At 43.0% G+C, this 23,551-nt stretch carries 20 protein-coding genes; 13 read left to right on the top strand and 7 right to left on the bottom strand.

Annotation, left to right across the window (positions count from 1 at the left end; translation table 11 throughout):
* Positions 1 to 27 precede the first annotated feature (27 nt).
* The 6 genes from rpmE (at position 28) to M0C34_RS00975 (ending at position 4,373) form a co-directional block, all read left to right on the top strand.
* Positions 28 to 240 carry a 50S ribosomal protein L31 gene (rpmE, locus tag M0C34_RS00950; RefSeq protein ID WP_248713801.1) on the top strand — a complete coding sequence of 71 codons (213 nt, stop codon included), beginning with the start codon at positions 28 to 30 and terminating at the stop codon, positions 238 to 240.
* A 358-nt stretch (positions 241 to 598) separates the two neighbouring features.
* Positions 599 to 919 (top strand): hypothetical protein, encoded by a 321-nt coding sequence (locus M0C34_RS00955; RefSeq protein ID WP_248713802.1) that lies wholly within the window; start codon positions 599 to 601, stop codon positions 917 to 919.
* Positions 920 to 1,017: 98 nt separating this feature from the next.
* Positions 1,018 to 1,593, top strand: coding sequence for a YdeI/OmpD-associated family protein (locus M0C34_RS00960; RefSeq protein WP_248713803.1), 576 nt, complete (start codon positions 1,018 to 1,020; stop codon positions 1,591 to 1,593).
* A gap of 135 nt (positions 1,594 to 1,728) precedes the next feature.
* On the top strand, positions 1,729 to 2,637 hold the full coding sequence (locus M0C34_RS00965; protein ID WP_248713804.1) for a sensor domain-containing diguanylate cyclase: 909 nt from the start codon (positions 1,729 to 1,731) through the stop codon (positions 2,635 to 2,637).
* A 563-nt stretch (positions 2,638 to 3,200) separates the two neighbouring features.
* Positions 3,201 to 3,626 (top strand): DUF1493 family protein, encoded by a 426-nt coding sequence (locus M0C34_RS00970; protein WP_248713805.1) that lies wholly within the window; start codon positions 3,201 to 3,203, stop codon positions 3,624 to 3,626.
* Between the two features lie 36 nt (positions 3,627 to 3,662).
* Complete coding sequence (locus M0C34_RS00975) at positions 3,663 to 4,373, top strand: TPM domain-containing protein (RefSeq protein ID WP_248713806.1); 711 nt, start codon at positions 3,663 to 3,665, stop codon at positions 4,371 to 4,373.
* Between the two features lie 198 nt (positions 4,374 to 4,571).
* On the opposite strand, the gene M0C34_RS00980 is transcribed toward M0C34_RS00975, so the two are convergent.
* On the bottom strand, positions 4,572 to 5,501 hold the full coding sequence (locus M0C34_RS00980; protein WP_248713807.1) for a LysR substrate-binding domain-containing protein: 930 nt from the start codon (positions 5,499 to 5,501) through the stop codon (positions 4,572 to 4,574).
* A gap of 114 nt (positions 5,502 to 5,615) precedes the next feature.
* On the opposite strand from M0C34_RS00980, the gene M0C34_RS00985 reads away from it, so the two are divergent.
* Positions 5,616 to 6,938, top strand: a complete 1,323-nt coding sequence (locus M0C34_RS00985) for a 6-phospho-beta-glucosidase (protein ID WP_248713808.1) — start codon at positions 5,616 to 5,618, stop codon at positions 6,936 to 6,938.
* 307 nt (positions 6,939 to 7,245) lie between these two features.
* On the opposite strand, the gene M0C34_RS00990 is transcribed toward M0C34_RS00985, so the two are convergent.
* A complete protein-coding gene (locus tag M0C34_RS00990) occupies positions 7,246 to 8,400 on the bottom strand; it encodes a hypothetical protein (RefSeq protein ID WP_248713809.1) in 1,155 nt (384 codons plus the stop codon).
* Between M0C34_RS00990 and M0C34_RS00995 the strand changes: the two genes are divergently transcribed.
* The gene (locus tag M0C34_RS00995) at positions 8,399 to 8,779 is read left to right on the top strand and encodes a hypothetical protein (protein ID WP_248713810.1); all 381 of its coding nucleotides are present in this window, start codon (positions 8,399 to 8,401) and stop codon (positions 8,777 to 8,779) included. The two genes, M0C34_RS00990 and M0C34_RS00995, sit on opposite strands and share 2 nt — an antisense overlap.
* A gap of 472 nt (positions 8,780 to 9,251) precedes the next feature.
* On the top strand, positions 9,252 to 9,488 hold the full coding sequence (locus tag M0C34_RS01000) for an NUDIX hydrolase (RefSeq protein ID WP_248713811.1): 237 nt from the start codon (positions 9,252 to 9,254) through the stop codon (positions 9,486 to 9,488).
* Between the two features lie 303 nt (positions 9,489 to 9,791).
* On the opposite strand, the gene M0C34_RS01005 is transcribed toward M0C34_RS01000, so the two are convergent.
* On the bottom strand, positions 9,792 to 10,334 hold the full coding sequence (locus M0C34_RS01005) for a hypothetical protein (RefSeq protein ID WP_248713812.1): 543 nt from the start codon (positions 10,332 to 10,334) through the stop codon (positions 9,792 to 9,794).
* Between the two features lie 534 nt (positions 10,335 to 10,868).
* Between M0C34_RS01005 and M0C34_RS01010 the strand changes: the two genes are divergently transcribed.
* The 4 genes from M0C34_RS01010 (at position 10,869) to M0C34_RS21335 (ending at position 18,598) form a co-directional block, all read left to right on the top strand.
* Positions 10,869 to 12,512: an AAA family ATPase gene (locus M0C34_RS01010; RefSeq protein WP_248713813.1), complete on the top strand. Its 1,644-nt coding sequence runs from the start codon at positions 10,869 to 10,871 to the stop codon at positions 12,510 to 12,512.
* A gap of 312 nt (positions 12,513 to 12,824) precedes the next feature.
* A complete protein-coding gene (locus tag M0C34_RS01015) occupies positions 12,825 to 13,061 on the top strand; it encodes an HTH-like domain-containing protein (RefSeq protein ID WP_248713814.1) in 237 nt (78 codons plus the stop codon).
* A 17-nt stretch (positions 13,062 to 13,078) separates the two neighbouring features.
* Positions 13,079 to 17,203, top strand: coding sequence for an NACHT domain-containing protein (locus tag M0C34_RS01020; protein WP_248713815.1), 4,125 nt, complete (start codon positions 13,079 to 13,081; stop codon positions 17,201 to 17,203).
* A 762-nt stretch (positions 17,204 to 17,965) separates the two neighbouring features.
* A complete protein-coding gene (locus M0C34_RS21335; RefSeq protein WP_248713816.1) occupies positions 17,966 to 18,598 on the top strand; it encodes a hypothetical protein in 633 nt (210 codons plus the stop codon).
* Positions 18,599 to 18,906: 308 nt separating this feature from the next.
* Here M0C34_RS21335 and M0C34_RS01030 read toward each other — a convergent pair whose 3' ends face one another.
* The 4 genes from M0C34_RS01030 to M0C34_RS01045 all read right to left on the bottom strand — a co-directional run bounded on the left by M0C34_RS01030 (position 18,907) and on the right by M0C34_RS01045 (position 23,551).
* The gene (locus tag M0C34_RS01030; protein ID WP_248713817.1) at positions 18,907 to 20,094 is read right to left on the bottom strand and encodes a BaiN/RdsA family NAD(P)/FAD-dependent oxidoreductase; all 1,188 of its coding nucleotides are present in this window, start codon (positions 20,092 to 20,094) and stop codon (positions 18,907 to 18,909) included.
* A 67-nt stretch (positions 20,095 to 20,161) separates the two neighbouring features.
* Positions 20,162 to 21,691: a copper resistance protein NlpE N-terminal domain-containing protein gene (locus M0C34_RS01035; RefSeq protein WP_248713818.1), complete on the bottom strand. Its 1,530-nt coding sequence runs from the start codon at positions 21,689 to 21,691 to the stop codon at positions 20,162 to 20,164.
* Positions 21,692 to 21,713: 22 nt separating this feature from the next.
* Positions 21,714 to 22,508, bottom strand: a complete 795-nt coding sequence (locus M0C34_RS01040) for a Cof-type HAD-IIB family hydrolase (RefSeq protein ID WP_248713819.1) — start codon at positions 22,506 to 22,508, stop codon at positions 21,714 to 21,716.
* Positions 22,509 to 22,546: 38 nt separating this feature from the next.
* Entirely contained in the window at positions 22,547 to 23,551 is a 1,005-nt protein-coding gene (locus M0C34_RS01045; protein WP_248713820.1) for an alpha/beta fold hydrolase, read from the bottom strand.

The raw sequence follows: 23,551 nt of genomic DNA on the forward strand, positions 1-23,551 counted from the left end.
GATACGGCCCAAGTATTGAGGTAATCCATGAAAACTGATATCCATCCAACTTACGAAGTACTTACTGCTACTTGTTCTTGCGGTAACGTAATCGAAACTAAATCTACTCGCACTGGTACTATGTTCCTAGACGTATGTGACAAATGTCACCCGTTCTACACTGGTAAGCAACGTAACGTTGATACTGGTGGTCGTGTTGATCGTTTCAACAAGAAATTCGCTGTACTGGGCAAAAAATAAGCCAGCCTTATTTACGCTATACAGTAACGAAAAAGCGCCTAAGGGCGCTTTTTTTATGTCTGCTGTTTCAGCAAACCATTAAGCCTATGCGGCAGGCCTTTGATTGAGTTGTCCCTTCACGCTTAGCAATTGTATACCAGCGAATGACTGCTCCTCCTTTCCCTTTATTTCACTATGTCCATTAATGACTTTTTTGTCATTTTGTGTTCTAGGTAGCTGATAAAAATAGTGAAAATTGATATTCTAGTTGTTGTCAGCTTTGTGGTTTGGCTTCATTTTGCTATCACAAACAGGCCGATTCAACATGGCTGCCTACGGCGGCGCTATCTTTTAGTTATTAAACAAGGAAGTTTGTAAAATGAGAAAAGTATTGTTAACTCTGATCGTCATGGTCTTTGCTACCACTGCATATGCTGCTGACTTAAGTCAGTCAGCGTTACAGGGCGATTGGGTCATTACTGAGTTTCATGGTTCTCCAGAACCCGATGGTGATATGTGGCAATTTGAGGGGCAAAATTTCTATCAAAACATTGCTGGGAGAAGAATGTCACCTGATGCCTTTACAGTATCTCCAGCAGTGATAGATCTAGGCTATGCAAAAATCACGGTTACTCGCTTCGATAGCAAGGAAATGGACGCCACAATGGCTGGCTTTACCTATAAGCTTATTAAAAAATAATATCAATAAGCCATAGCGCTATAGCCCAGCCTGCTAGGCTGGATCTTGCGGTATTTGTTGCGCATTATTGACGCTATATATTTAAAGGATCTCATTTTATGCCTGTGCCCGACCCATCGAAAATCATCACCTTTGCAACATCACAAGATCTCGGTCAGTGGCTTAAGGTGAATTACGCTTGTGAAAATGAACTGTGGGTGAAGATATACAAAAAGAATAGCGGTATGCAGAGTGTAACTTGGGATGATGTGGTCATTGAGGCGCTGTGCTGGGGGTGGATCGACGGCGTTAAAAAGTCGATTGATGATCAAGCCTATCTTCAGCGTATTACGCCTAGAAAAGTGCGTAGCAACTGGTCTAAAAGGAACACCGAGCATGTAGAACGCTTGATCGCAGCGGACCGAATGATGGAGCCTGGGCTGGTGCACGTTCGTGCGGCTAAAGCCGATGGCCGTTGGGAAAGCGCTTATGTAGTTAGTGAAATGGACGTGCCGGCTGATTTCATCACTGCGCTTGAGTGTACGCCGAATGCGAAACGTTTTTTTGAAACGCTCAATAAATCGAGTCGCTATGTTATCGCCTATGGTTTACTCAGTGCCAAGAAACCAGAAACTAGACAAAAGCGCTTTGAAAAATTCATGAACATGCTGGTTAACCAAGAAAAACCTAAATAAATGGGGTAGGTATGATTAGATTTTTTAGCCTCATAATGCCGTTTTAGGCACCATGGTTTGTTTAATAATAAGGCATTAGTAGCTGATTAAATATACTATTGTAATCAGTGAGTGAGTCGACATTAAGGATGAGTAGTGACCGAACAATCGAATGAAATAGCAAGGTTTTTGGATTTTCTGGCCGACGCCATTGTTATTGTGAATGAGCAATCCAACATTGTGTTCGCTAACAAATCTTGCGCTAAGTTATTTGGTTACCAACAAGAAGTATTATTAGAGCTCACTTTAGAAGACTTAATTAAGCCTAACGTTGTGAAAGGGCATCGCTCTAAAGTGAGCCACTATATCGTTAATCAATCGCAAGCCAAGCCGATGATGTCGCGCAGCATTATGCCGTGCCTAAATGCCAGTGGCGAAGGCTTTAACGCCAGAATATCTATTGCCAATATTGCTTTTAACGGTGAGGCGTGTGGCATTGCCACCATACAAGATTACTCCACCGTGCAAGAGCTAATAGATGAGCTTAAAAGCGAAGCGAGCACAGATCCGCTAACGGGCTTGTTTAACAAACGACACTTAGAAAACGTCATCGACAAACAGTACCTTGCGATTCAAGATTCTGGCTGTTTAGGGGTGGCATATTTAGACTTAAATGGCTTTAAAGCGATCAACGATACCTTTGGGCATGATGTTGGAGATGCCTTGTTGGTAGAAGTGGCTAGCCGTTTAAGCAAACAGTTACGCAGCAGTGATATTTGTTTTCGAATTGGTGGCGATGAGTTTTTAGTGCTGTTTAACATTAATGACCATCAAGACTATCTAGGCGAAGCAAAGGGCATTGGCAGCAAGCTACATAGCTTGATTTCAGCACCTATTCACAATGACAAACTTGGCCAAGACCTAAGCGTTGGAGCAAGTATTGGTATTGGCACCTTACCGCATGATGGTAAAGAACTGTCGCAAGTGATAGATAAAGCGGATAAGGCCATGTATCAGTCTAAAGTTGAAAAACTAGCCTATGTGTTGGTATCGCAGCAGCAGTAAGCGTGTTCAATACTTTGCCCTTGTTAGCGGTTATCGTTGAAGGGCCGTTAAAGGTAGTTCTCCTTTGGCTGCTGTCTCTCACGACGTCATTAAGCTTTAACGACCAAAGCGTAGCCAAGTAAAAAGAAAGGCCGCCCTGCATTATCGTTATCCTGTGTTCAAGCTTACAAAGCGATGCTTTGTTTAAAACAACCCTTATTACTTCCGCGACTCGGCGATAATGGAAGAGGGCAAGGGAAGCAAAAGCAAACCTGCACATGCCGCATAGTGAGCTACAGCCAAAAATTTGAAATACGGCTTTATCTTGTCTACTTATTGGCGAGTAAAGCACTGTGAATGACATACAACCCCTGCATTTATCATGCTGGGGTTGTCAAAGCGGTCACAAAACGTGAATACGGACTATTGATAAAATTAAAATAAATCTTCAAAGTAGCCTATGAGTTAAAGATAGAGTAAGAACAGCCTGGCGGCTTTGCATTAGGCGACACTTACCTGAGTTAGAAAGCATGCTCATTGAATGGGATAGGAAGCGCGTGCTTCTTACTGAAGGTTAGATGCAAATGGATATCGAAGAGATATACACGTTTCTCGTTGAAGAAGAGGCTATTAAAAGGTCTAGTTTGCACCCCGATTCAGACCTAGTTAAAGATCTTAGTATAGAGGGAGACGATTTGTCAGAAACCATCGAACTCTTTGCGGAAAAATTTGGTGTGGAGATGAGTGAATATCGTTGGTACTTCCATCATCGAGAGGAAGGCTGGAACTTCGGGGCGCTATTTTTCAAGCCACCCTATGCCCAAGTAGATAGAATTAATGTAACCCCCAATATATTACTTGCAGCTGCCAGTACAAAAATTTGGCCAATTTCCTATCCCGCGCATCAAATGGGTGAGGGGCGCCCTGATTTAATGTGCAACAACATCATTATTGGTGGCCTTGGGTTAATCGGCCTATTGCTCTGGGTATCTGAAAAGTTTGGGACCTAAGCAAGCCAGCAGGGGTTAAACATCAAGGAGAAAGTGTTGAAACATTTCGTACTACTATTGGTATTGATATCAAATATTTGTTTTGCAGCTCTACCCAAACCGAGAGCCGAATACGTTAATGATTTTGCGGGCTTAATCCGCTCCAGTGATGAAGTAGAACTCACTGAAAAGTTAAAGAGTGTCGAGTATTACACAGGTATAGAGATAACGGTGGTAACCATAAATGACTTTGAACTATACCGTGACCAATTCTCCACATGGGAATCATTTGCCACCAGCCTCTTTAATAAATGGGGAGTCGGCAATCTTCCAGAAAACGACGGTGTCATGTTGCTTGTGTCTGAACGCGGGAGAAAGATACGTATAGAGCTTGGTGCGGGCTACCCAAGCCGCTTCAACCACATAATGAAGGTCATCATTGATGAAACCATATACCCAAGCTTCAAAATTGATGCCTATTCGCAAGGTATTGTTAGTGGTACTGACGCAATCGTAGCCGCCGTCACTGAGCCTGTTTCTTTTTTTGAATGGTATAAGTGGTATATCTTGGGCGGTGTCGGAGCTTTATTATCCACACTTATAGCCCTTTCTGTTGACCGTAAGAAAAACGCTGGATTGTTCTGGGTTTTACTGGGATTTGCTGGGTTTATTATTCTAGGTATTTGGGGTCTACTTAAAGATGGGAACGCCTCTGATGGCTTCGGTGGAGGAAGCTCTGACGGTGGGGGCGCATCTGGTGGGGATTAAAGAAAGTGCGAAACAAATCGACCAGCCACCTGCATTTTAGGTTTCAAGCGTTTTCTTGTTTAAGTAAAGGCGATATTTAAACACCTTTATGCCCATTGCACCTAAGAGCAATAGCTCATGCATATATTACTCGCTTACGCAGTCTTACTAAACGTTTGCCAAATAAAGTGAGTTAAGAAATGGTAGTGAACGAACTCTCTAGGCGTCTAACATTGTTAACTGTGATGACATCCAGTTTATAAATGCCGCTATTTTGGGTCTGGTTTGTTGTCCTTGCATACATATTAAGTCGTATCCCAGACCGGATGGCGCTTCGGAGAGTGGCATAACTAACTGACCATTTTCTAAATATTCTTGCACAAGTGATTTCCGAGCAATGCCTATACCTAATCCATTTCGAGCGGCGATCATAGCCATATCAGAATGATTAATTTGAAACGTTTTTTTCATTATATCTAGGGATTGTAGTTCTTCGTCTTGTTGATGATCGCGCCACACTGACCATTCTATGTCTGGCTCAGTGCCCTCTAATGATTCTGTACAATGGATAAATGAGACGTTTGAGAGTTGCGTTGCAACTGGATCAGCATTGTCAAAATATTCATCGAAATACTGAGGGCTACATACGGGGACTAATATCTCGTCAAACAAGCGTTTATGATAGAACCCTGGATGCTCGTTGTTGCTGTAATATATGGCGATATCGACAGGTTCATGTTGAAAGTCTAAGCGGCTCGCTTTTACTCTCAACTTTATTTTCAGATTTGGGTAGCGTTGTTGAAAATCTGGAAGCCTCTCTAGAATCCACCTTTGAGCAAACGTGGGTGCCGCGCCAATGTAGAGTTCGCCTCGTAACTCGTTAAATTTAATATCATCTAGCTCGGAGAATATGACCTCGAAAGACTGATTTAAAGCATGAAGTAAGCGTTTTCCTTCGTTGGTCAGTTCAAGTCTCCTTGTTAACCTTACAAACAAACTAAAACCCAGTTGCTTCTCTAAAGATTTAATTCTTTGGCTAACAGCGCCTTGTGTAATAAACAGCTCTTCACCGGCTTTGGTAAAGCTAAGAGATTTACCCGCGATGGCAAAAGTGTACATGTTGGATAGCATTTGCTGTTTTTGGTTCATGGTGCATACAACTATATGGATTAGCTTGGCTAATTCATACCAGCTAAATTCTGGTTTGTAAACCAGGTGGGTATGCTTTTAAATTAGCCTATCTTATCCATGCGAGGCATTACGATGAACAAGAATATAAAAATCACCGTTATTGGTGCAGGCTCAAGTTACACTCCAGAGCTTATTGAAGGCCTAATAAAGCGTAACGATGAACTTCCCATTGGTGAGTTGTGGTTGGTTGATATTGAAGATGGTGCAGAAAAAGTTAGCATCATCGGTGATTTAACACGCCGTATGCTGGCCAAGAATAATATGTCACATATTGCCGTTCATGTGACCTTAGATCGAAAACCTGCACTTGAAGGGGCAGATTTTGTTTGTTCACAATTTCGCGCGGGTTGTTTAGAAGGTCGAATTCGTGATGAACGTATTTCTCTTAAGTATGGAATGATTGGTCAAGAAACCAATGGATTAGGCGGTTTTGCAAACGCATGTCGCACGATTCCTATCGCCTTAGAAATAGCAAAAGAGATGGAAGAATTGTGTCCTGAAGCTTGGTTACTTAACTTTACCAATCCATCGGGTATGGTGACAGAAGCTATCTTGAAACATACCAAAGTGAAAGCTGTAGGTTTGTGCAATGTCCCTGTAATTATGCAAAAAGGCATAGCAAAAATGCTTGGCGCAAATGAACAAGATTTCGTATTGCAAGTCGCTGGGCTAAACCACTTCATCTGGGCACGTAAAGTACTTCATGAGGGGCGCGATAAACTGCAAGATGTGGTTGAAGAAATGCTTTCAGGCAATGATCCACTTGTGCCACAGAATATCCCTAAATTTAAATGGCCTGCGGAACTGCTGCGTAATATGGGCATGATTCCTTGTGCCTATTTACGTTACTACTACACCAGTGAAGACATCTTGGGTCAAGAACTGGAAGAAGCGAGTGGGCAAGGTACACGTGGTGAAGTGGTTAAAGCGATGGAAAATAGATTATTTGATATCTATCGAAATCCAGAACAAAATGAAAAACCTAAAGAGTTAGAAAAGCGTGGCGGGCAATATTATTCAGAAGCAGCTTGTGAACTAATGAGCTCTATCTTCAATGACAAGCGTACTATTATGCATGTAAACACAAGAAACAATGGCGCCATTGAAGGGCTCCCCAATGACTGTACAGTAGAAGTGAGCAGCGTGATCACTAAATCAGGCCCACTTCCATTAAACGTTGCACCATTCCCGAACGATACTTTGCGTCTAATTCAGGTATTGAAAGAATTTGAATCACTGACGGTGGAAGCGGCCATTACTGGAGATCGAAACACAGCGCACCGAGCGCTAGTTTTAAACCCGCTTGTCACTACTGGTACCGTCCTAGAAACAGCCTTAAATGAAACCATTGACGCTAACTTGGATTACATGCCTCAGTTTCGAAAAAATGTCTGACGTTAAGGCGCAGTGATTTGCTCTTATAAGGTAAGAAACTATGGAGCAGTAGAGATTTGATCATCTCTACTGCTTTTTATGTTGAGTTCGAAGACCATGCAGATACTTTATACATTGGATTTGTCAGGATCATTTTGTCACTTTCCAATTTGCGGTTAAATTAGATTTGAGCATTTTCTCTAACTTCCCTTTGTTCAACTATGAGTCTACAAATTGTAGCTGACTCACTTTGCCCATTTATGAGCCACATTGACGTATCAGAGCTAAGAAAAAAGCCTCTAAACTATATTGTTCCCCAGCAATACGGTCATCTTATTTTCATTTTTAGATATGCCCTATAAATAGTGTCTGGTGTTAATATCCATCCGTACCTAGCTAATATATTTACCGCTTTTTCTTTGATATCCTCTATAGATTGCTTTTCCTCAACATCAAAGTTCTGTTGAACTCTTAAATTATGGAGAATAAGAGCACCAATGGTACTGACCCATTTTCTCCCACTAGGTTTAAGCTCATCAAAGAAATCGTCACTTGTGATGGCATATGAATCTCTAATGACCATAAACATTTTCGTATAAGCGATCTCTAGCTCTTTATCGGTGATTTCATTAACCACAAAATGCGGTAATACTTGATCGCTTTCATACATCAATCTCACTGCTACCGCAAACTCTCTCTGCTCTAAGTCATCATGCTCGAACTTATTGCATAGGTTGATTGATTTGTTGGCTGAAATTTGATTCACAATATCCACTGCTTTCGCAACATAGAAGCCACTATACCTATATGCCATATAGCCCTCTAAGAATAATCCGATTAAGTGGGACGATTCATTGTCTTGTGCGTCATACGTAGGGAGTTGGTAGTTAGCTGATCGTGTACAAAAGTTAATCCCCTCCATTCTTCTCATGAATTGGCTTATCACCGCTCCGGCTGGTGTGATCGAAAATAAAAAATACAAATAGAAATACCCCATATCCCACCGTAAAGACTGACTCTGGGAGCATTGTTGAGTAATCGATGAAAACATTCCCAATAGGTTGTAGTGCTCCATAAACATTTCGACAGCTAGATCAACATCATCATTTACAATCTTAGGGTATGCCGCTTGTACTCTTTCTATCTCTAGTTCTATCACCTCCAGTGTAAAGCTTTCAGATTTAAGGTATGGGCTCGCTATTGACTCACCCTTCATTTTTTCGCGGTATGCGAAGGCATTAATGGTGGAAATAATGAGACTAAGCGTTCGGTACTTATATAAATTACGCCCAAGTGCTGTTTGTAGCGTTTTGGTGCTTGGATGCTCATCAATACACTTTTTTAAGCTTGTATCCATATCCATGGCTAATTGACGAAGAGCCTTAATCATTGAGTTGTCTAGAACGCAAAACTTGAGGTTTGCAGTTGCAAGGAGTTCAAATAGGTCAAGAGCAAGTGTTTGATTCTTTGGTGTTCTGGGCATGAACATTTCCATCTTTCGAGCGAATACGTTAAATATGGTACGTAAAAATGTCATTTATTACACGTTTTTCAAGGCTTATAGTTTAAGCAACTTTAACGAAAGGCTGAAAATCATGAAAATACAATGTATGAACTGCGAGCAAACCGAAACTGTCAACAAAGATTTCTTTTTGAAGTTATTTGGTGCTTCCATGGCTGGTATGGGCTTTTATGCTTGGCTTAAGTATATATTTGCGGGTACTGGCTGTGCCTTATTAATTTGTGTAGCAATGATGAGTGGCGGCATTGCAATCTTGGCATTCAAGGAAGAGATAATGGAGGTTATTTTCAATCAAAAATATAAATGCTCTAAATGCGGGTCAAAGAAATGGTCGTCATAGTTGGATAAAAAACATTTTAGTTTCTTCATCCAAGCAAATTGTAGCGGTCAACCAATTAGAACCAAGCCGATGGTAAGGCCCGAGAACCAGTTATGTGCTTTTTTCACCACTGGTGAGGCCTAAGAATCCTAGCCACATACGAGGTTCTCAACATTTTGTGGCTTCCATCCGTAACTCGAAATTGCCCCAAAGTTTGTTTAGACTGTATAGCGACTCGCATTATTGTATGCAAATTTGACCTAATTAAACTAATCGTTAAAACTATTCAATCCCTACCAATGATGGTTTAAATATGATCAGAGTTTGCCCAGTAGTTACACGACGAAATGGTCGAACTGAAATACTTGTATTCCAACACCCGTTGGCTGGGATTTAAATCGTTAAGGGCAGTCTAGAGAGTAGTGACGACTCCATAGAATTCGGTGCAAAGCGGGATCTTTTTGAAGAAGCAGGGATCGAAAACATTACTCGAGTGGAATACCTCGGCGAATGGAATACTGGGTATGAAGGTCAAATATGGCACTTCGTTCTTTGTGAAGTAAGCGGCTTACAGGACTTTTGGATTAATCATACGATGGATGATGGTGGGCTAGATTTCTCTTTTTATTGGCAAGACCTAGAAAGCCCAATATGTAGTGATTGTCATTCTGTATTTGAACATGCTTTACTAAAAATCACGCAGCTACTCGCAGACAACAGTGCGCTATAAAGCACACGTTAGGGTTAGCTCAGATATATCAATCTTTATTGTCACTCGGTGGACTCGTAGAGCCGAAATGAAGTGCGAAAATGATCAAACATTGTCTCTCAACTCGCCAGTTATCGTGTCAATTCTTCACATTTGCGGTCAAACATTCTTGGCTTCCCACATTAGTAGCGTTATCCTCCACTAACCACATGCAAGGGGGAGGGTGGAAATGGTAAATTTCGCTATGAGGGCCAAAACAACCTTACATCAACATGCGCGTCATCTGATGCAGTGCTGTTTAGTTGTCAATATTTGACCGGTACTTTAGTGCCACGATTGAGAGTAACTAACGCATCGTATTTGCGATGACTGCTCTGCAAACTTCTCATCCCGTCCGCTTCTAGCGATGTTTCTCTCATCACCGTGATACTTTATCGAGAATAAGTGGTAATTGCGTGCGTGCACTATCGGCCCCGTACAACCAATCTCCCCATAGTACTTAGCTCTTAGTGTTAGGTGCCAAGTTTGGCCACCCAACCCGGTACGACGAAAATTCGCAATGCGCGATGCATAGAAATCCCAACTTCCATCGTTATGTATAGTGAATTGAGCAGGGTTCTCATAGTGAAGGCTTTTTCTATAGAAAGCGATGTTTTCAAGCGTGAATATGGAGTACTTCATAGGCTTCATATCACTGAGCGGTGCCACACCAATATCTAACGTATTGACCTCGTCGGCCTCAGGTGGCGAGTCTATGACCTCTTCATCGGTTAACTTGGTTTGTTCACTGGGTGAACTACATCCAATTACAAGTAGAGGTAGGCAAAGCAACATCCAGCCATATCGCGTGTATTGTTTAGTGTCCACTTCTAGCACTCCTTTAATTGCGCCGCTTTGTAAGCAAGAATCCTAATAAAGAATAGCTCTTCTCAGAACCTTTGCTACTTATCGGAATACTATAAAGACTTATCAAATGCATTATAGTTTGATCGAACCTAGCAAAAAAGAGGGCAAAGACGCTAACGCATTTTGTTCAGAGACGTGCTCGGTCGCTCGGCCAACACTGGACAGTCAAAGGCACTCGCTCCATAAAAGATATGGAAACGGGTGACTATGTGATGCAGCAGCACACCTATGAATCACCGGAGCATGTTGAGTGTGCTTTACCTGAAACGGGCGAACAACTGATACGCTTCATCGCCAGAGAGTCAGAGTTCAAGGGGGTTGGTGAAAGTAAGGCCAGAGCGCTCTGGCAGCTCCTAGGGAAAGACTTTCATGCCACACTGAGGTAATGACACGCCTGAATCCAGAAAGCTCCTGAGAACGATCCTGAGTGACGATTCAGTAGATGCTCTTTTCAGGGGGTACGCCAAGTACAAAAACCTGGCTTACTGTAACTGGATGAGCGAGCACCAAATCCCTACCAGCGTGCAGCAGCGCTTACTCAAACATCACGGTGAAGAATCCATTGAGGCTATTGAACAGAATCCGTATGTCTTGCTTGGGTTCGGCATGTCATTTGAGCAAGTTGATATTCTGGTCGCAAATTGCGGTTTCAAACTTGAAATCACAGATCGTGATCCACGCAGATTAAGCGCAGCACTTGAGGCGGCGATTCGAAAAGAGATTGAAAAAGGCCACACCTACACCACACACACCAGGGTGCGGCCCTGTATCAACAAACTACTGAAAGACAAAACGCTGGTTGCACAGGCATTCAAGACCGGTCATGACAAGGTCCAGTACATACTGAACCCTGATACGGGAACCTATCACCCAACCGCGCAACTGCTAATGGAAAGTGTCGTAGCCAAACGACTCAATGGCTTGGCGAGCCAGAACAATCTTTATGACCAGTATGCAAATAATGCATATTGCTCTGCGGTTGCGGAGCTTCCCTATGACTTAACCGCGAAGCAAACAGAAGCGGTGACGACCAGTCTGAACAACGCCCTAAGCTGCATTACCGGAGGCGCAGGGACAGGCAAGACAACGGTGCTGAAAACCGCACTTCGGGCTTACCATCAAATGGGCTTTGAGATCCACGCAGTTGCCCTGAGTGGCAGAGCCGCCATGAGACTGCATGAATCAATCGGTTTTATCACCTCGACCATTGCCAAGTTACTGCGTGAGGAACCAATCGAACCCAGCGCAGGGCAACCCAATCACCTGCTGGTGATTGATGAAGCGAGTATGATTGATTTGCCTACCATGTATCGACTGGTGAACCACATTCATCCGTCGGTACGATTGATTTTGACGGGTGACCCCGATCAACTCCCGCCCATCGGGTGCGGCAAGGTGCTGGCAGACATTGTTGAAGCAAAAACAGTCGCTAACACCATGCTCGATATCGTCAAGAGGCAGGAAGGTTCAACGGGCATTCCCGAATACTCCAAGCAGATTAATCAAGGCTTGATGCCTGAGCGTTTAAGTAAAGGCGCGATCTACTTCCACGAAGCAAAGAAAGCGGACATTGCGAAAGTCTGCTGTGACCTCTACCAGCAATCACCTGACAACAGCCGAGTCATGGCACCAACGAAAGTGCTCGTGTCGGAGATTAACAAACTCACCCAACAAGCTGTTAACCCAAACAGCGACAGACTTGAGTTCGAGATGAACGGTGATAAGTTCTTTTTGTTGCTTCGGATGGGTGATGCGATTTTATTCACGCAGAATCATTACGATAAGGGCATTCAGAACGGTTCATTGGGCACGCTGACAAGTGTCACTCCAAAAGATGACAGCTTTGGAGTAGTGACGCTGGATACGGGCGAAAAAGTCGAAGTTACGCAATCTGTGCTGGATTGTATGGAACTGGGTTACGCGATAACCCTGCACAAAGCCCAGGGATCACAGTTCCCGCGCATCATCATTGCCCTACAAAAAGGAAGAATAGTTGATAGGGCCTGGTTCTATACCGCGATAACCAGGGCAGAAAGTGAAATTCATATCGTTGGGTGTGCAGATGATATGAGGCAGATCACCGAAGCGCCCAGCCACTCTCACAATCGGAATAGCTACCTCAAAGAACTGTTGATATAGCTATTCCAAACTCTTTTTTGCCCCTTTTTAAGCTAAGAATGCTAGTAGCGAGAGATACTTTTTCTAATCTGAGTTCAACGTCTCTGACCCGGCTGATAAATGAGAGCCCCTTTGATTTGATGGACTGGGGAAAGCTAGAGGAAGCCAAGCAACTGCTTCTCGAATCCCGTAGGGGAAATATCAGGCCAATAACCATGAAGTAGTGATTGATGAGAAATGTGTGGAAGTCGCGCAGGGTGATCTCTATCGATTGTCTAGTTAGCTAATTTTGCTAAATTAGCTATGCATTCTAATAAAAGATGAGAAACAGCAATGAAAGAGCAGATTTTTCTGGCGATACGCCAGATATTGGAAAGCGCTCCCCGCAATCAATACATGGCTGAGTTACATCTCCAAATGATTAAGTATGCTGATAATCTTCAAGACATCACAGCGAAAGAGTTTTGCGAAGAGGTTGGCCTCAAGCCAAGCTATGGCACCGAATTTAGTAAAATGAGAAACCTTACAGGCCGATTGAAACAAGCTGGCTTAGGTACAAACAAAATATAAGTAAAAAGGTAACTATTTTGGCTACGATAGATTTCAATCAAATTCGATCTACACCTAAGAGTAAAAATGACAGCTTTGAATCGCTCGCGATTCAACTTTTTAAAGCACATTGTAAACCAGCACAAGACTCTTCGTTCTTTAGTTTGCGCGGTGATGGTGGTGACGGGGGGGTAGAAGCTTATTACAAAACCCCTACAGGCGATATTCTAGGAATTCAAGCAAAATATTTTTTTAAGCTTGGAAATAGTGAGTTTGGCCAGATCAAGAAATCATTGAACACGGCACTAAAAAACCATCCAACATTATCTGAATACTGGATTTATATACCGTTTGATCTAACAGGCAGAGTCGCAGAAGGAAAAAGAGGAAAAAGTGAAGTTGAAAAATTTGAAGAATGGCGCGACGACTTCAAAACTAAAAAACCGAATCTTTATATAAAGCTGGTTACGGCTGAAATATCTAGGCAGCAGATATTAGAAATAGACAAAAGCGGTGGCTTTTCAGCCTACTGGTTTAACGAAAATACATTAACATCTCAGAAGATACAAAACTGTATTGACTCAGCAGCCGCTTTCGCTGGTCCAAGGTATTGCAGTGATTTAGATATAATTACAGAAGCGCATGATGCTTTAGATTCATTTGGAGAGGTTTATGATTTTAAACAGTGGCTCGTTAATATATGGAAACCATTAAAAATCAGTTTTAGGACAAAGGCTCAATATTCAGAAAAGGTATTTTCTCAGACGCCTGAAAGCGAGAGGGTACAAGCGGTACAGCTACTAGAATTACTTTTAGATAAAACTTCTAGTAAGCACAATGCTATTGATCAAACGATTATTCGTTCAAATTTAGATATCATAAAATCACTTAAACCGCTCTGTGAAAATGCTATAAGACAGCAAGAGGAAAAGTTTTTTGCAGAACACGGTGAAGGTAGTGATACGCCTTCATTTAGACAATTCCAGGCTGAATATATGTGTGTATTCCCTGCTGAGAACCTAGATGCCTCAAGGGAATTGCTTGCTTCGATAATAGATATCGAAAATTCTCTCAACAGCCCTCTGATTCAGTCCTGCCACGCTCGATCTTTCCTACTAACCGGTCCAGCAGGTGCTGGCAAGACACATTCTATCGTAAGTTTTGCGAAGAGAAGACTCGACAGAGGCGCTCATACTCTAGTGCTATTTGGGGAAGACTTTGATAATGCGGAACCTTGGGATGTAGTAAGAAGCAAACTAGGCTTTGGGGCCGATGTTGGTCGAGACAAATTACTATCTTGTCTTCAAGCAAGTGCTCAAGCCAATAACTATTGTTTTGTTATTGCTATCGATGCGCTAAATGAAGGAGCAAAGGCAAGAAAGTGGAAAAACAAACTGCCAGAAATAATCCAGCAACTAAATGAATATCCTCGCATCAAGATTGTAGTGTCTAGTCGCGATATATATGCCAATTTAGTTGTTGATGAACGATTCCCTGGCTATGCATATAGTCATATTGGATTCACTAGGAATTTTCACGATGTCCTCTCTTCGTTCTCTCAACGCTACAATGTTGAAAGTGAGATAACACCTATTTTTACAGATGAGCTACGAAACCCATTACTTCTACATTTGGTCTTCAAAACTCACAAGTCGGAGGAATCTTGTTCTCTTGATGTGTCGACTAGTGGCTTCTCAACCATTTTTTCTAAACACCTCAAGCAAATCGATGACTCATTGAGAGAGCGATTAGACTACGTCAGTCCTAAAAATATAGTTAGAGCGGTAATGAGCAAATTGGCTGGTATTCTAGCTCATTCAGAAACTCAAACTATAAATTGGGAAACTGCCGTAAATACAATTAAACCTATTCTAGGAAATGAGCTACTTCCAGAAAGGTTTATTGATGAGCTAGTTAAAGAGCAGCTGCTAATTTTGTCAGCGACTGACGATGAAGATTTTCTCATTAGGTTCGGTTATCAGAGGTTTGGAGATATGCTGCGTGCATCTTCAATAGTTCAATCCTATCAAGAGGCTGGCAATAGTGAACTATCAATCCTTGCAGAAAAACTGGCGATTTTAACCGATGTGGAGAGTGGCGTCTTAGAAGCTCTTGCAAGTATTCTCCCTGAAGAGATCGGTATCGAAATCACTGATAACCGCTTAGGCTTAGACAACGATTTAGCACATGGCCTTTTTGTAAAGTCACTAACTTGGCGTTCAAAGCAAAGTGTTACCCCTGCTATTGAAGAACATATGTTTGGGGCATTAAGAACGGGCGGATTGTGGCAGACAGTTTTTGAAAGCCTATTTCAGCTATCTATAGTTCCAAGTCATTATCTAAACGCAGAAAGTTGGTTCAAAGATTTTCAATGGCGACAAGACTCTCCATCAAGAGATACCTACCTTTCTGTCGCCTTATCAGCGTCATATGATAAGAAAGGTGCAATTTGGTTTCTAATTGAAGCTTTGGAGAAAATAGAAGCAACCAATTGGCCCGAAGAAAGTTATAAATTAGCATCCTCGGCTTTACTTTGGTGTTGTTCAGCTACGGATCGACGAGTCAGAGATCAAGCAACAAGATGCCTTTGCTTGCTTTTTAAGCAATATCCTATGATATGCCTGCATGCAGTAAACACTTTTACTGGGTGTGACGACGACTACATACTTGAAAGCCTGATTCAGGCTATGTATACGTCCTGCTTGTTTTCACCTGAGTCCGCTGAGGACTTTGTACAGCCATTAAATAGATATATTGGAGCAAATAGCGGTTCAAATAACATTTTAATTCGAGAGCACTCCCAGCTATTGAGGCAGGAGATTGTGAAACTAGGGATTGAAGAAGACAGAATATCAAATCAATATGTAACTCCTTCTCTGCCATTTACATGGCCTAATCTAAGCGATGTGCAGACCTTGCTTACACTAGAAAATTTGCCCTCAAACATGCGCCTATGGGGGGATCAACTAGGTCCTGACTTTTGGCGCTATGTCGTTGAACCAAGACTTAGAGCCTTTGACCTACAATCACAGAACATAACTCTTGAGAATGTTGCCTGCTGGATTATGAGAGAAACCGAATATATCGGCTATCCCGGATATGGTAATGGAGCCCTCAAGCATGACTTGGCAACTCTTCATAAATATGGAAGAGGAAGAGCAAAACCCGGCTATGCAGAAACCATCGGCAAGAAATGTTATTGGGTTGCTTTTCATCGATTGATAGGTCTGTTGGCTGCCAATGTAGCAACGACCGAATCTCGCTGGGAACCACAATTAACCTCTGATAGATTCTGGTCGTTAGAGCTTAGAAAGGTTGATATATCAGACATAAGAGATTTATCATCAAAGAAAAAATACCCTCACAGAAGCCTAATAATACAAGAGCTTGAGCCACCAGAAAGTAATGTGAACTATTGGTTGCAGACTGACGACTATTTCGTTGCAAGCAACGTACTTGTCTTGAATGACGAGAGCGGTACCACATGGGTTAACTTGAGTTTTTATTCAGAGGTTCACGCTAAGCGAGATGAGGACGACGTCTCGTTCGACGCTGAAAGCTTCCTTGGTATCTCTAGTTATCACGGCTATTTTGTTGACCCTAGCAACACCGAAGCATTCGAACTCCACAATCATAGTAATGACCACTGCTACCGTGTCTACTTGGCGGAATACCCTAGAAGCTCAGCTTTCAAACAATGTATTGTTGAACAAGATACGACTATTTCAGATGACCATCGTATATTCTCTAGCATTCAACTATTGAGAGGTGGGGAGTGGGAGTACGATTACTCAAGCAATGTTGAACAAAGCTCTATTCATATGCCTTGTCCTGATTTAATTGAGAAGATGAATCTTCGCTGGGATCAAGACAGTGGATGGCTCGATGAAAACCAAGACTTAGCTGCGTTTAGTCATAACTTTGATAGAAATTCTTCTTTGTTTATTAGGAAAGACACCTTAGATAGTTACCTGTCCAAGCTTGGTCAGTCTTTGGTATTTTCGCGTTTTTGTAGAAAACAGTTCAGCCGAGGTTTTGCCAACGATGCAAAATTAATGGAAGTTACTAGTCGGTACATATACACGCCAAGCGATAGCTCTTTAAAACGCATTAGCGAAGATACCGAGTACTTGGGCTTTGAGTCTAACGAAGAACCAGAGTGAAATTTCTGAATCAAAGGAGGCAGAGTCGTTGATTTTGCTTAATTTACCTACACAGTTTCAGACATAAACTCGGTTGAGACTGGCTTTGCGAATCCCAACACTAAGGTGGAAAGTGTTGGGATTGCTCCCATTAGTTTCGTAAGCGCTAAGTCCAGATGGCTCGCCTTGTTGCACTTTCTACACCCCACCTGAACGCCATATATTTTCTAATCAAATCGCCAAATAATCTGATGTCGTTGGTTAACTTAAAAATTTCCAGAGATGGGTCTGGATGGTCAAGGAAAATCATAAATGCCTAGCGAGTAGTGAGCTGCGCGAGCGCCCGGAGTGGCTTTATTATTTTACTTTACCATCATTCTCCTAAGTACCCTTTTGGCAGGGTGATGGTTTCACGAAGTGATTCCATCGCCTTGCTAAGCTCTTTGGGAAAAGTGTTAAGATAAGGAGGTTGGTTATGCAAAGCTGTCTTTTATTTAACATCTGTTCTTCATGGTGTAAAATAAAATATTAGCGCTCATGCTTCCGCTCCTTTCTATGGCTGCTCTCGCACTCACTCACTCACTCACAAGGTGGCGTGGTTTATTACATGAGTTTCCGTTTTGAGGAACAGAATACTAACAAACAATTCAACAATGATTCGCAACGCTTGGCGCTTTTACTTCAGGTTGAGTTTTGTGTTTAAGGCGAAGTGGTTTAGCCCTGTGACAGCGTTGCTCACACATTAATTGGGCGTTAAGTGTTTTATGAGTTCTTGAGGAAATAATGAATAAAAAACGTCAGAAAAAAATTGCAACAGCACGCAAGCTGAAAAGGAAGTTGGCTAAAAAGCAAAAGGGCGAGCGGGGGAAAACAACTCATAAGTTTGGAAAAATTGACGTGCCGATTGTAAGGCATATCAATGATTTTAAGCTTGAGACTTTTAAGTCTTATTACGCTCGTTGGCCAAAGACTTTAAAAAACATACCAAAAAATGTCGTAGAGCAATGGATATATAGGCATAACGACACGTTTTTGGAAATGTGGGCACAAATGAAACCTGAAAAATGGTCATTCCGACGGAAGTCTCTTTCAACTGAACAGTGTCGCACGATAACTCATATACCTAAGGAGATGGAGCATTACGAATATGTTGGCGAACGCTATATTAAGCAGGTTCATGAGCGGGATTTTGTCGCAAACTATATGCTTGAAAAAGGTAGTTTTCCGCAGCCTATTATTATTGCTAAGGGGGCTTCATCCTTAATTCATCCGAAAGGTGCTGAATATAATGATCATATGACTGATAACCAGTTAATTGAGGGGCACCGCAGGATAGGGCTTCTTAGAGCAATGTTTACTAATAAATTAGCTCTCAAGTCAAAACATAAGGCTTGGATTATGAGGTTCAACACTTAGCTGTAGCAAACGTTTAATGTTTCAAGATACTTTTTCTCATCAGACTCGATTGCATTAGGTTAAGTGCTCTAAGAAGCTTTTGTCCAAAGCTGAGTTACAACACGAAGCCAAAGGATTACGCGTGTTGTGGCTAGTTCTTTTCGATGCGAGAAAATTAGCGCTTCCGGTTAGAACATTTATTTTCAAAACGAAGACAATCTATTTCCTATTATTTCAATGCGTTAGTTATTTTTACTAAAAAGATTGTCTTCGTTCTATTCAAACAGTCTTCGTTTTAATTTCATCAAAACATAATTTCATCAAAACAACTAACAATCTAGCCCACAGGCCACACCGCTGGCCCAGGCCCATTGAAAATTAAAACCGCCTAACCAACCGCTCACATCCATCACCTCACCAATGAAATACAAGCCTTTTACTTTATTCGCTTCCATGGTTTTAGAGCTTAGTTCGTTGGTATCTACGCCGCCTAGTGTGACTTCAGCGGTGCGGTAGCCTTCGGTACCGTTCATGGTGATTTGCCAGTTATTTAGCTTATCGGCAATCTCATCACGTTCGCCGTGGCCAAGCTGATTAAGTGCTTTGGCCAGTTGGGCTTCGTTAAACAAGGCTTCTACTAATCGCTTAGGTAACCATTGGCTTAAGGTGTTTTTAAGGCTTTGTTTGGGGTGTTGTAACAATACTTGTTCTAACAATGCGCTAGCGTCTTGTTTAGGCAACAGGTTGATGCTGATGGCTTCGCCGGGTTGCCAGTAGTTAGATATTTGTAAAATGGCTGGCCCCGATAAACCGCGGTGGGTAAACAATAAGGCTTCGCTGAATTGTTTGCCGTTGGCAGCAGTGATGCAAGTGGGTACAGCGATGCCTGAGAGGGCTTCGAAGCGTTCTTTTTGTTCACTATGCCAGGTAAACGGCACCAAGCCTGCGCGGGTTGGTAATACCGTTAAACCAAACTGCTCGGCCAGTTTGTAACCAAAGGGCGTGGCACCTAATTTAGGCATAGATAAACCGCCAGTGGCGATAACCAGCGAGTTGGCCTGATAAGATTGCCCGCCAGCGTGAACTTCAAACCGCTGCTCATCTAACTGCTTAATGTATTTAATTTCACTACGTAGGCTAATGGTAACGCCTGCCCATTCGCATTCGGTAAGTAGCATATCTACGATTTGCTTGGCGCTGTCGTCGCAAAACAGTTGGCCGTGGTCACGCTCGTGGTATTCAATGCCATGACGCTCTACTAACTCGATAAAGTTACTTGAGGGGTAACGCGCTAACGCCGATTTTACGAAGTGCGGGTTGCCACACAAAAAGTTATCAGGGGCCACTTGTTGGTTGGTAAAGTTACAGCGGCCGCCACCGCTTATCAGTATTTTACGGCCCGCCTTTTTGGCGTTATCTATTACCAGTACTGATCGGCCACGATAGCCGGCGGTAGCTGCGCACATTAAACCTGCGGCGCCAGCGCCAATAATAATAACGTCGAATGCTTGTGTCATAACTTGCCCCTGAAAAATCAGGGGCATTGTAACGCTAGCGCTATGATTGGGCTAGCAATGATATAGGCTAGTTAAGCGCACGGCCTGCGCCCTTGCCAAATGATTCAGCGTAGAAGGTGATTCCACTGACTGGGGCAGGCGATGGCGCATTAGGTTGCACACTGGGGTTTAGCGGGTAGCTTAAACCGTCAAAACGCAGCAAACGTAAACCAGGAGTGGCTCCACCGCCTGATACTTCAATCAGCAGATCTTGCCAGCGGGCGTTGCTAGAGCTAGCCAAATAAAAGGGCGTATGTACTAAGGTTGTTTTGCTTAAAAAACGATGATTATGGTCGTTGGCCTCAAATACCAATAAGCTACAACCGCCACTGCCACACCAGTCTACATAGGTAATGATCTCGTCTTTTCCATCGCCATTTAAATCAAACTTCCACCATTGGTATTTAGTGCCGTTGAGTTCGGTGCGGTGCAATTTAAAATATTGCTTTAATGCGGCTTCTACGGCGGGATCGTAGTCGCTGCTAGCCAGTAAGGTGGCGGGTTCAAAACTGCGTTGTTGGTAAGTTTTTGGGGGATTGGCTGCGGTGACGGCTGGGCCGTCCATCTTCATCATGCTTAGGCCAACACTGCCTTGCTGTTGTTGTTCGGGATTACGTAAGTGTAATAAGCGTCCGTCCCAATCAAATAGCATGTCGCTCTTTACTTGCTTTTTGCTGCTTTGGCTTAAGGTAAGCGCCAAGCTTGAATGGCTGATAGGGTACCAATAGCCTTTTTCAACAAAGCTTTTATCTTGTTCAAGGTAAGTATTTTGTAGTTCGGCACTGAAGTCGCCATTGAGGCTTAGGTTTACCACTCTGCCGCTGCCTGATGCTGTGGGCAGTTTAACTTGATAATAGCCAGTAAGTTGTTCCAACTGTTGGGCAAATGGGCGTCTGGCACAGCCTTGATAACTCTTGCCTTTGTAGTTTAGCTGGGCTTGATAAGAATAAATGGTATCGGCCATGCTATCTAAACACTGCTGTTTAGTCACCGTAAGTTGCAGCTCTGAGCCGGCTTCCCAAAAATGGGTTCCATTGTCGATACCACTGCGAGTAATGGTTTTAGTCGCAGAGCCCGACATGGTGCTAAGTAGTAGCTTGCCTTCTTCAATGTCAATGCGCCAACCGGGCTCGTTGCCCTGTGCGCTGAGTTCAGCAATATTTGCCTTACAACCGTGCCCTTCGCTGGCCATATATAGCCAGTCTTGTGGGCTTATTTTGGCTAAATAGTCTGCTTGAGGTGCCTGTTTACTCACATTGCTAAAGCGGCCACGAAATTCGACATATACGGAGCTATTGTCGGCAAAGCGGCTTAATAGCTGGCGGTCGTTGGTGCTTAACTCAAGCCAGTATTGGCGCTCGCCTTGGCAAGGGGTAAAGGTAGCCCCTTGTTGGCTGGTGTTTAGCGTGCCTTTTATCTCGGTTATCGGGTTGAGTTTGGCTACGCTGGCCATGGGTTTGGGCGCCGGTTCTGCAGGCGGCGGAGGCGGTGACTGGGAACAGGCTAATAAAGTGATATTGGTTAACACGAGCATGCTCAGAGATGTTAAAAGCCTCATTATTTTTCCCTTGTGAAGACTGCTACAACTTGAAGGTGCCGATCAAATATTCGGCAACGCCATTTTCTTTGTTGCTAAGTGTTTGTTCTAAATGAGGTAATGTCAACTTTAAACGGTCGTGAGCATTGGCCATGATCACACCTTTTCCTGCTATAGCGAGCATTTCTTTGTCATTTAGGCCATCACCAAAGGCGATGCAGTCTTCAGCGGCGATATTTTTTTGTTTTAATACGGCGTTAAGCGCCTCACCTTTATTGGCCTTTTGTGCCATAACTTCTAGGCAATCAGGCAGTGAGAAGGTGATGTTGAGGTTGTCGCCAAACTCTTTGTTTAGATCGCTTTCTAACTTAAGCAAAATGTCGTGCTCGGCCACAAAGAATAACTTACAAATGTGCTGGTGTTCTAGCTCATCAAAATTGATGACCTGATAATTGAAACCAGAATGCTGATTAAAAGAGCGAACATATTCATTTTCTTCTTCTACATACCAGTTGTCTTCGTGGTAAATATTGCGGTGTAGTGGGTAGTTGGCCGAAATCGCTAATATCTTGTTAATTTGCTGCGAGTTAAGGTCGGCGCGAAATAGCACTTCACCTTGCTTGTTATGTACTCGAGCGCCATTAGAGGTAATCAGATACATGGGAAAGTCGAATTGGTCAGCAATCGGCCGCACGTCGATGTAATGACGGCCTGTCGCGATAAGAAACTTAACATTTTGCTGATACAAATAAGTAATGGTTTGTAGGGTGTGCTCTGATATTTGGTGCTCAGCGTTTAATAAGGTGCCGTCTAGATCGGTGGCGATAAGTTGGTACATGGTATTTACTCCTGGCAAGCCAGAACACGGCTTACCGTTTAATTGGTATGGCTGGCAAAAAAATCAAGAATACTGCTTAAGGCCGGGTGACGAATGCTATCACTTTCAAACAATATTTCATGTTTTGAACCAGGCACTGGCAACAGTTTGTTGTGAGGTGATGCCGTGCTCATTAGCGATTCATAAAAGGCATTTTGGCCCGCGGCCATAACAATAGAATCTTGTTCGGCTTGTAATAATAATAGCGGAGTATTGATAGTTTTGGCTTGTTCAATAATCGATTGCATCGCCTTAAAGCTTTGATAGAGCCAACGGTTGGTTGGGCCCCCTAATTGAATTTGCGGGTTATCTCGATATACCTGCTGCATGTGCTTAAAGCGTATTTGGCTATGAGTGAGCAAGTTAGTGCTAAAGCTGCCGTGTTTATAATCTGATTGGCCTGGCGCGTAGTAAGGGCCGCAGTTAAATGTGTGCTCTATATTCACCATTAGCGACGCTAAGGCGCTTGCCGCAAACATTGGCACAGCGCCTAAGTTAATTTCAAACATCGGGGCCGATAACGCTGCCGCCGTAAATACATTGGGTTGTTGCTGCAAGTAATGTGCAGCGATCGCGCCGCCCATAGAGTGGGCCAATAAAAAGCATTGTTGGTATTGCTTGGGCAATACAAATTGCTCAAGCAGTTGGGCTAGATCGTCGACATAATATTGAAACTGGGCCACATCACCAGGCTGCTGTCGCTTGGTTTCTCGCTCTGACAAGCCTTGCCCACGGTGGTCAATAATATAAACATGATAACCTTGCTGGGTTAAGTCGTAGGCGAGTTCTGTGTATTTGAGGTAGGCTTCGGTGCGGCCGGGCGATATGACAATAGCATTGCCATTAGCCTCTTGGGGGGGCAATTTAGCGAAACAAATCTTGCGACCATTTACGCCATCAAATTGTAAGCACTCGGCATTTTGTTGCCAGTAGGGAAAAATGGTATGTGCGTAAACGGAGTCTAAGTTGTCTTCAACACTGAGCTGATAGGCTGAACTGCTCAT

Source organism: Agarivorans sp. TSD2052 (assembly GCF_023238625.1).
GTDB lineage: Bacteria > Pseudomonadota > Gammaproteobacteria > Enterobacterales > Celerinatantimonadaceae > Agarivorans.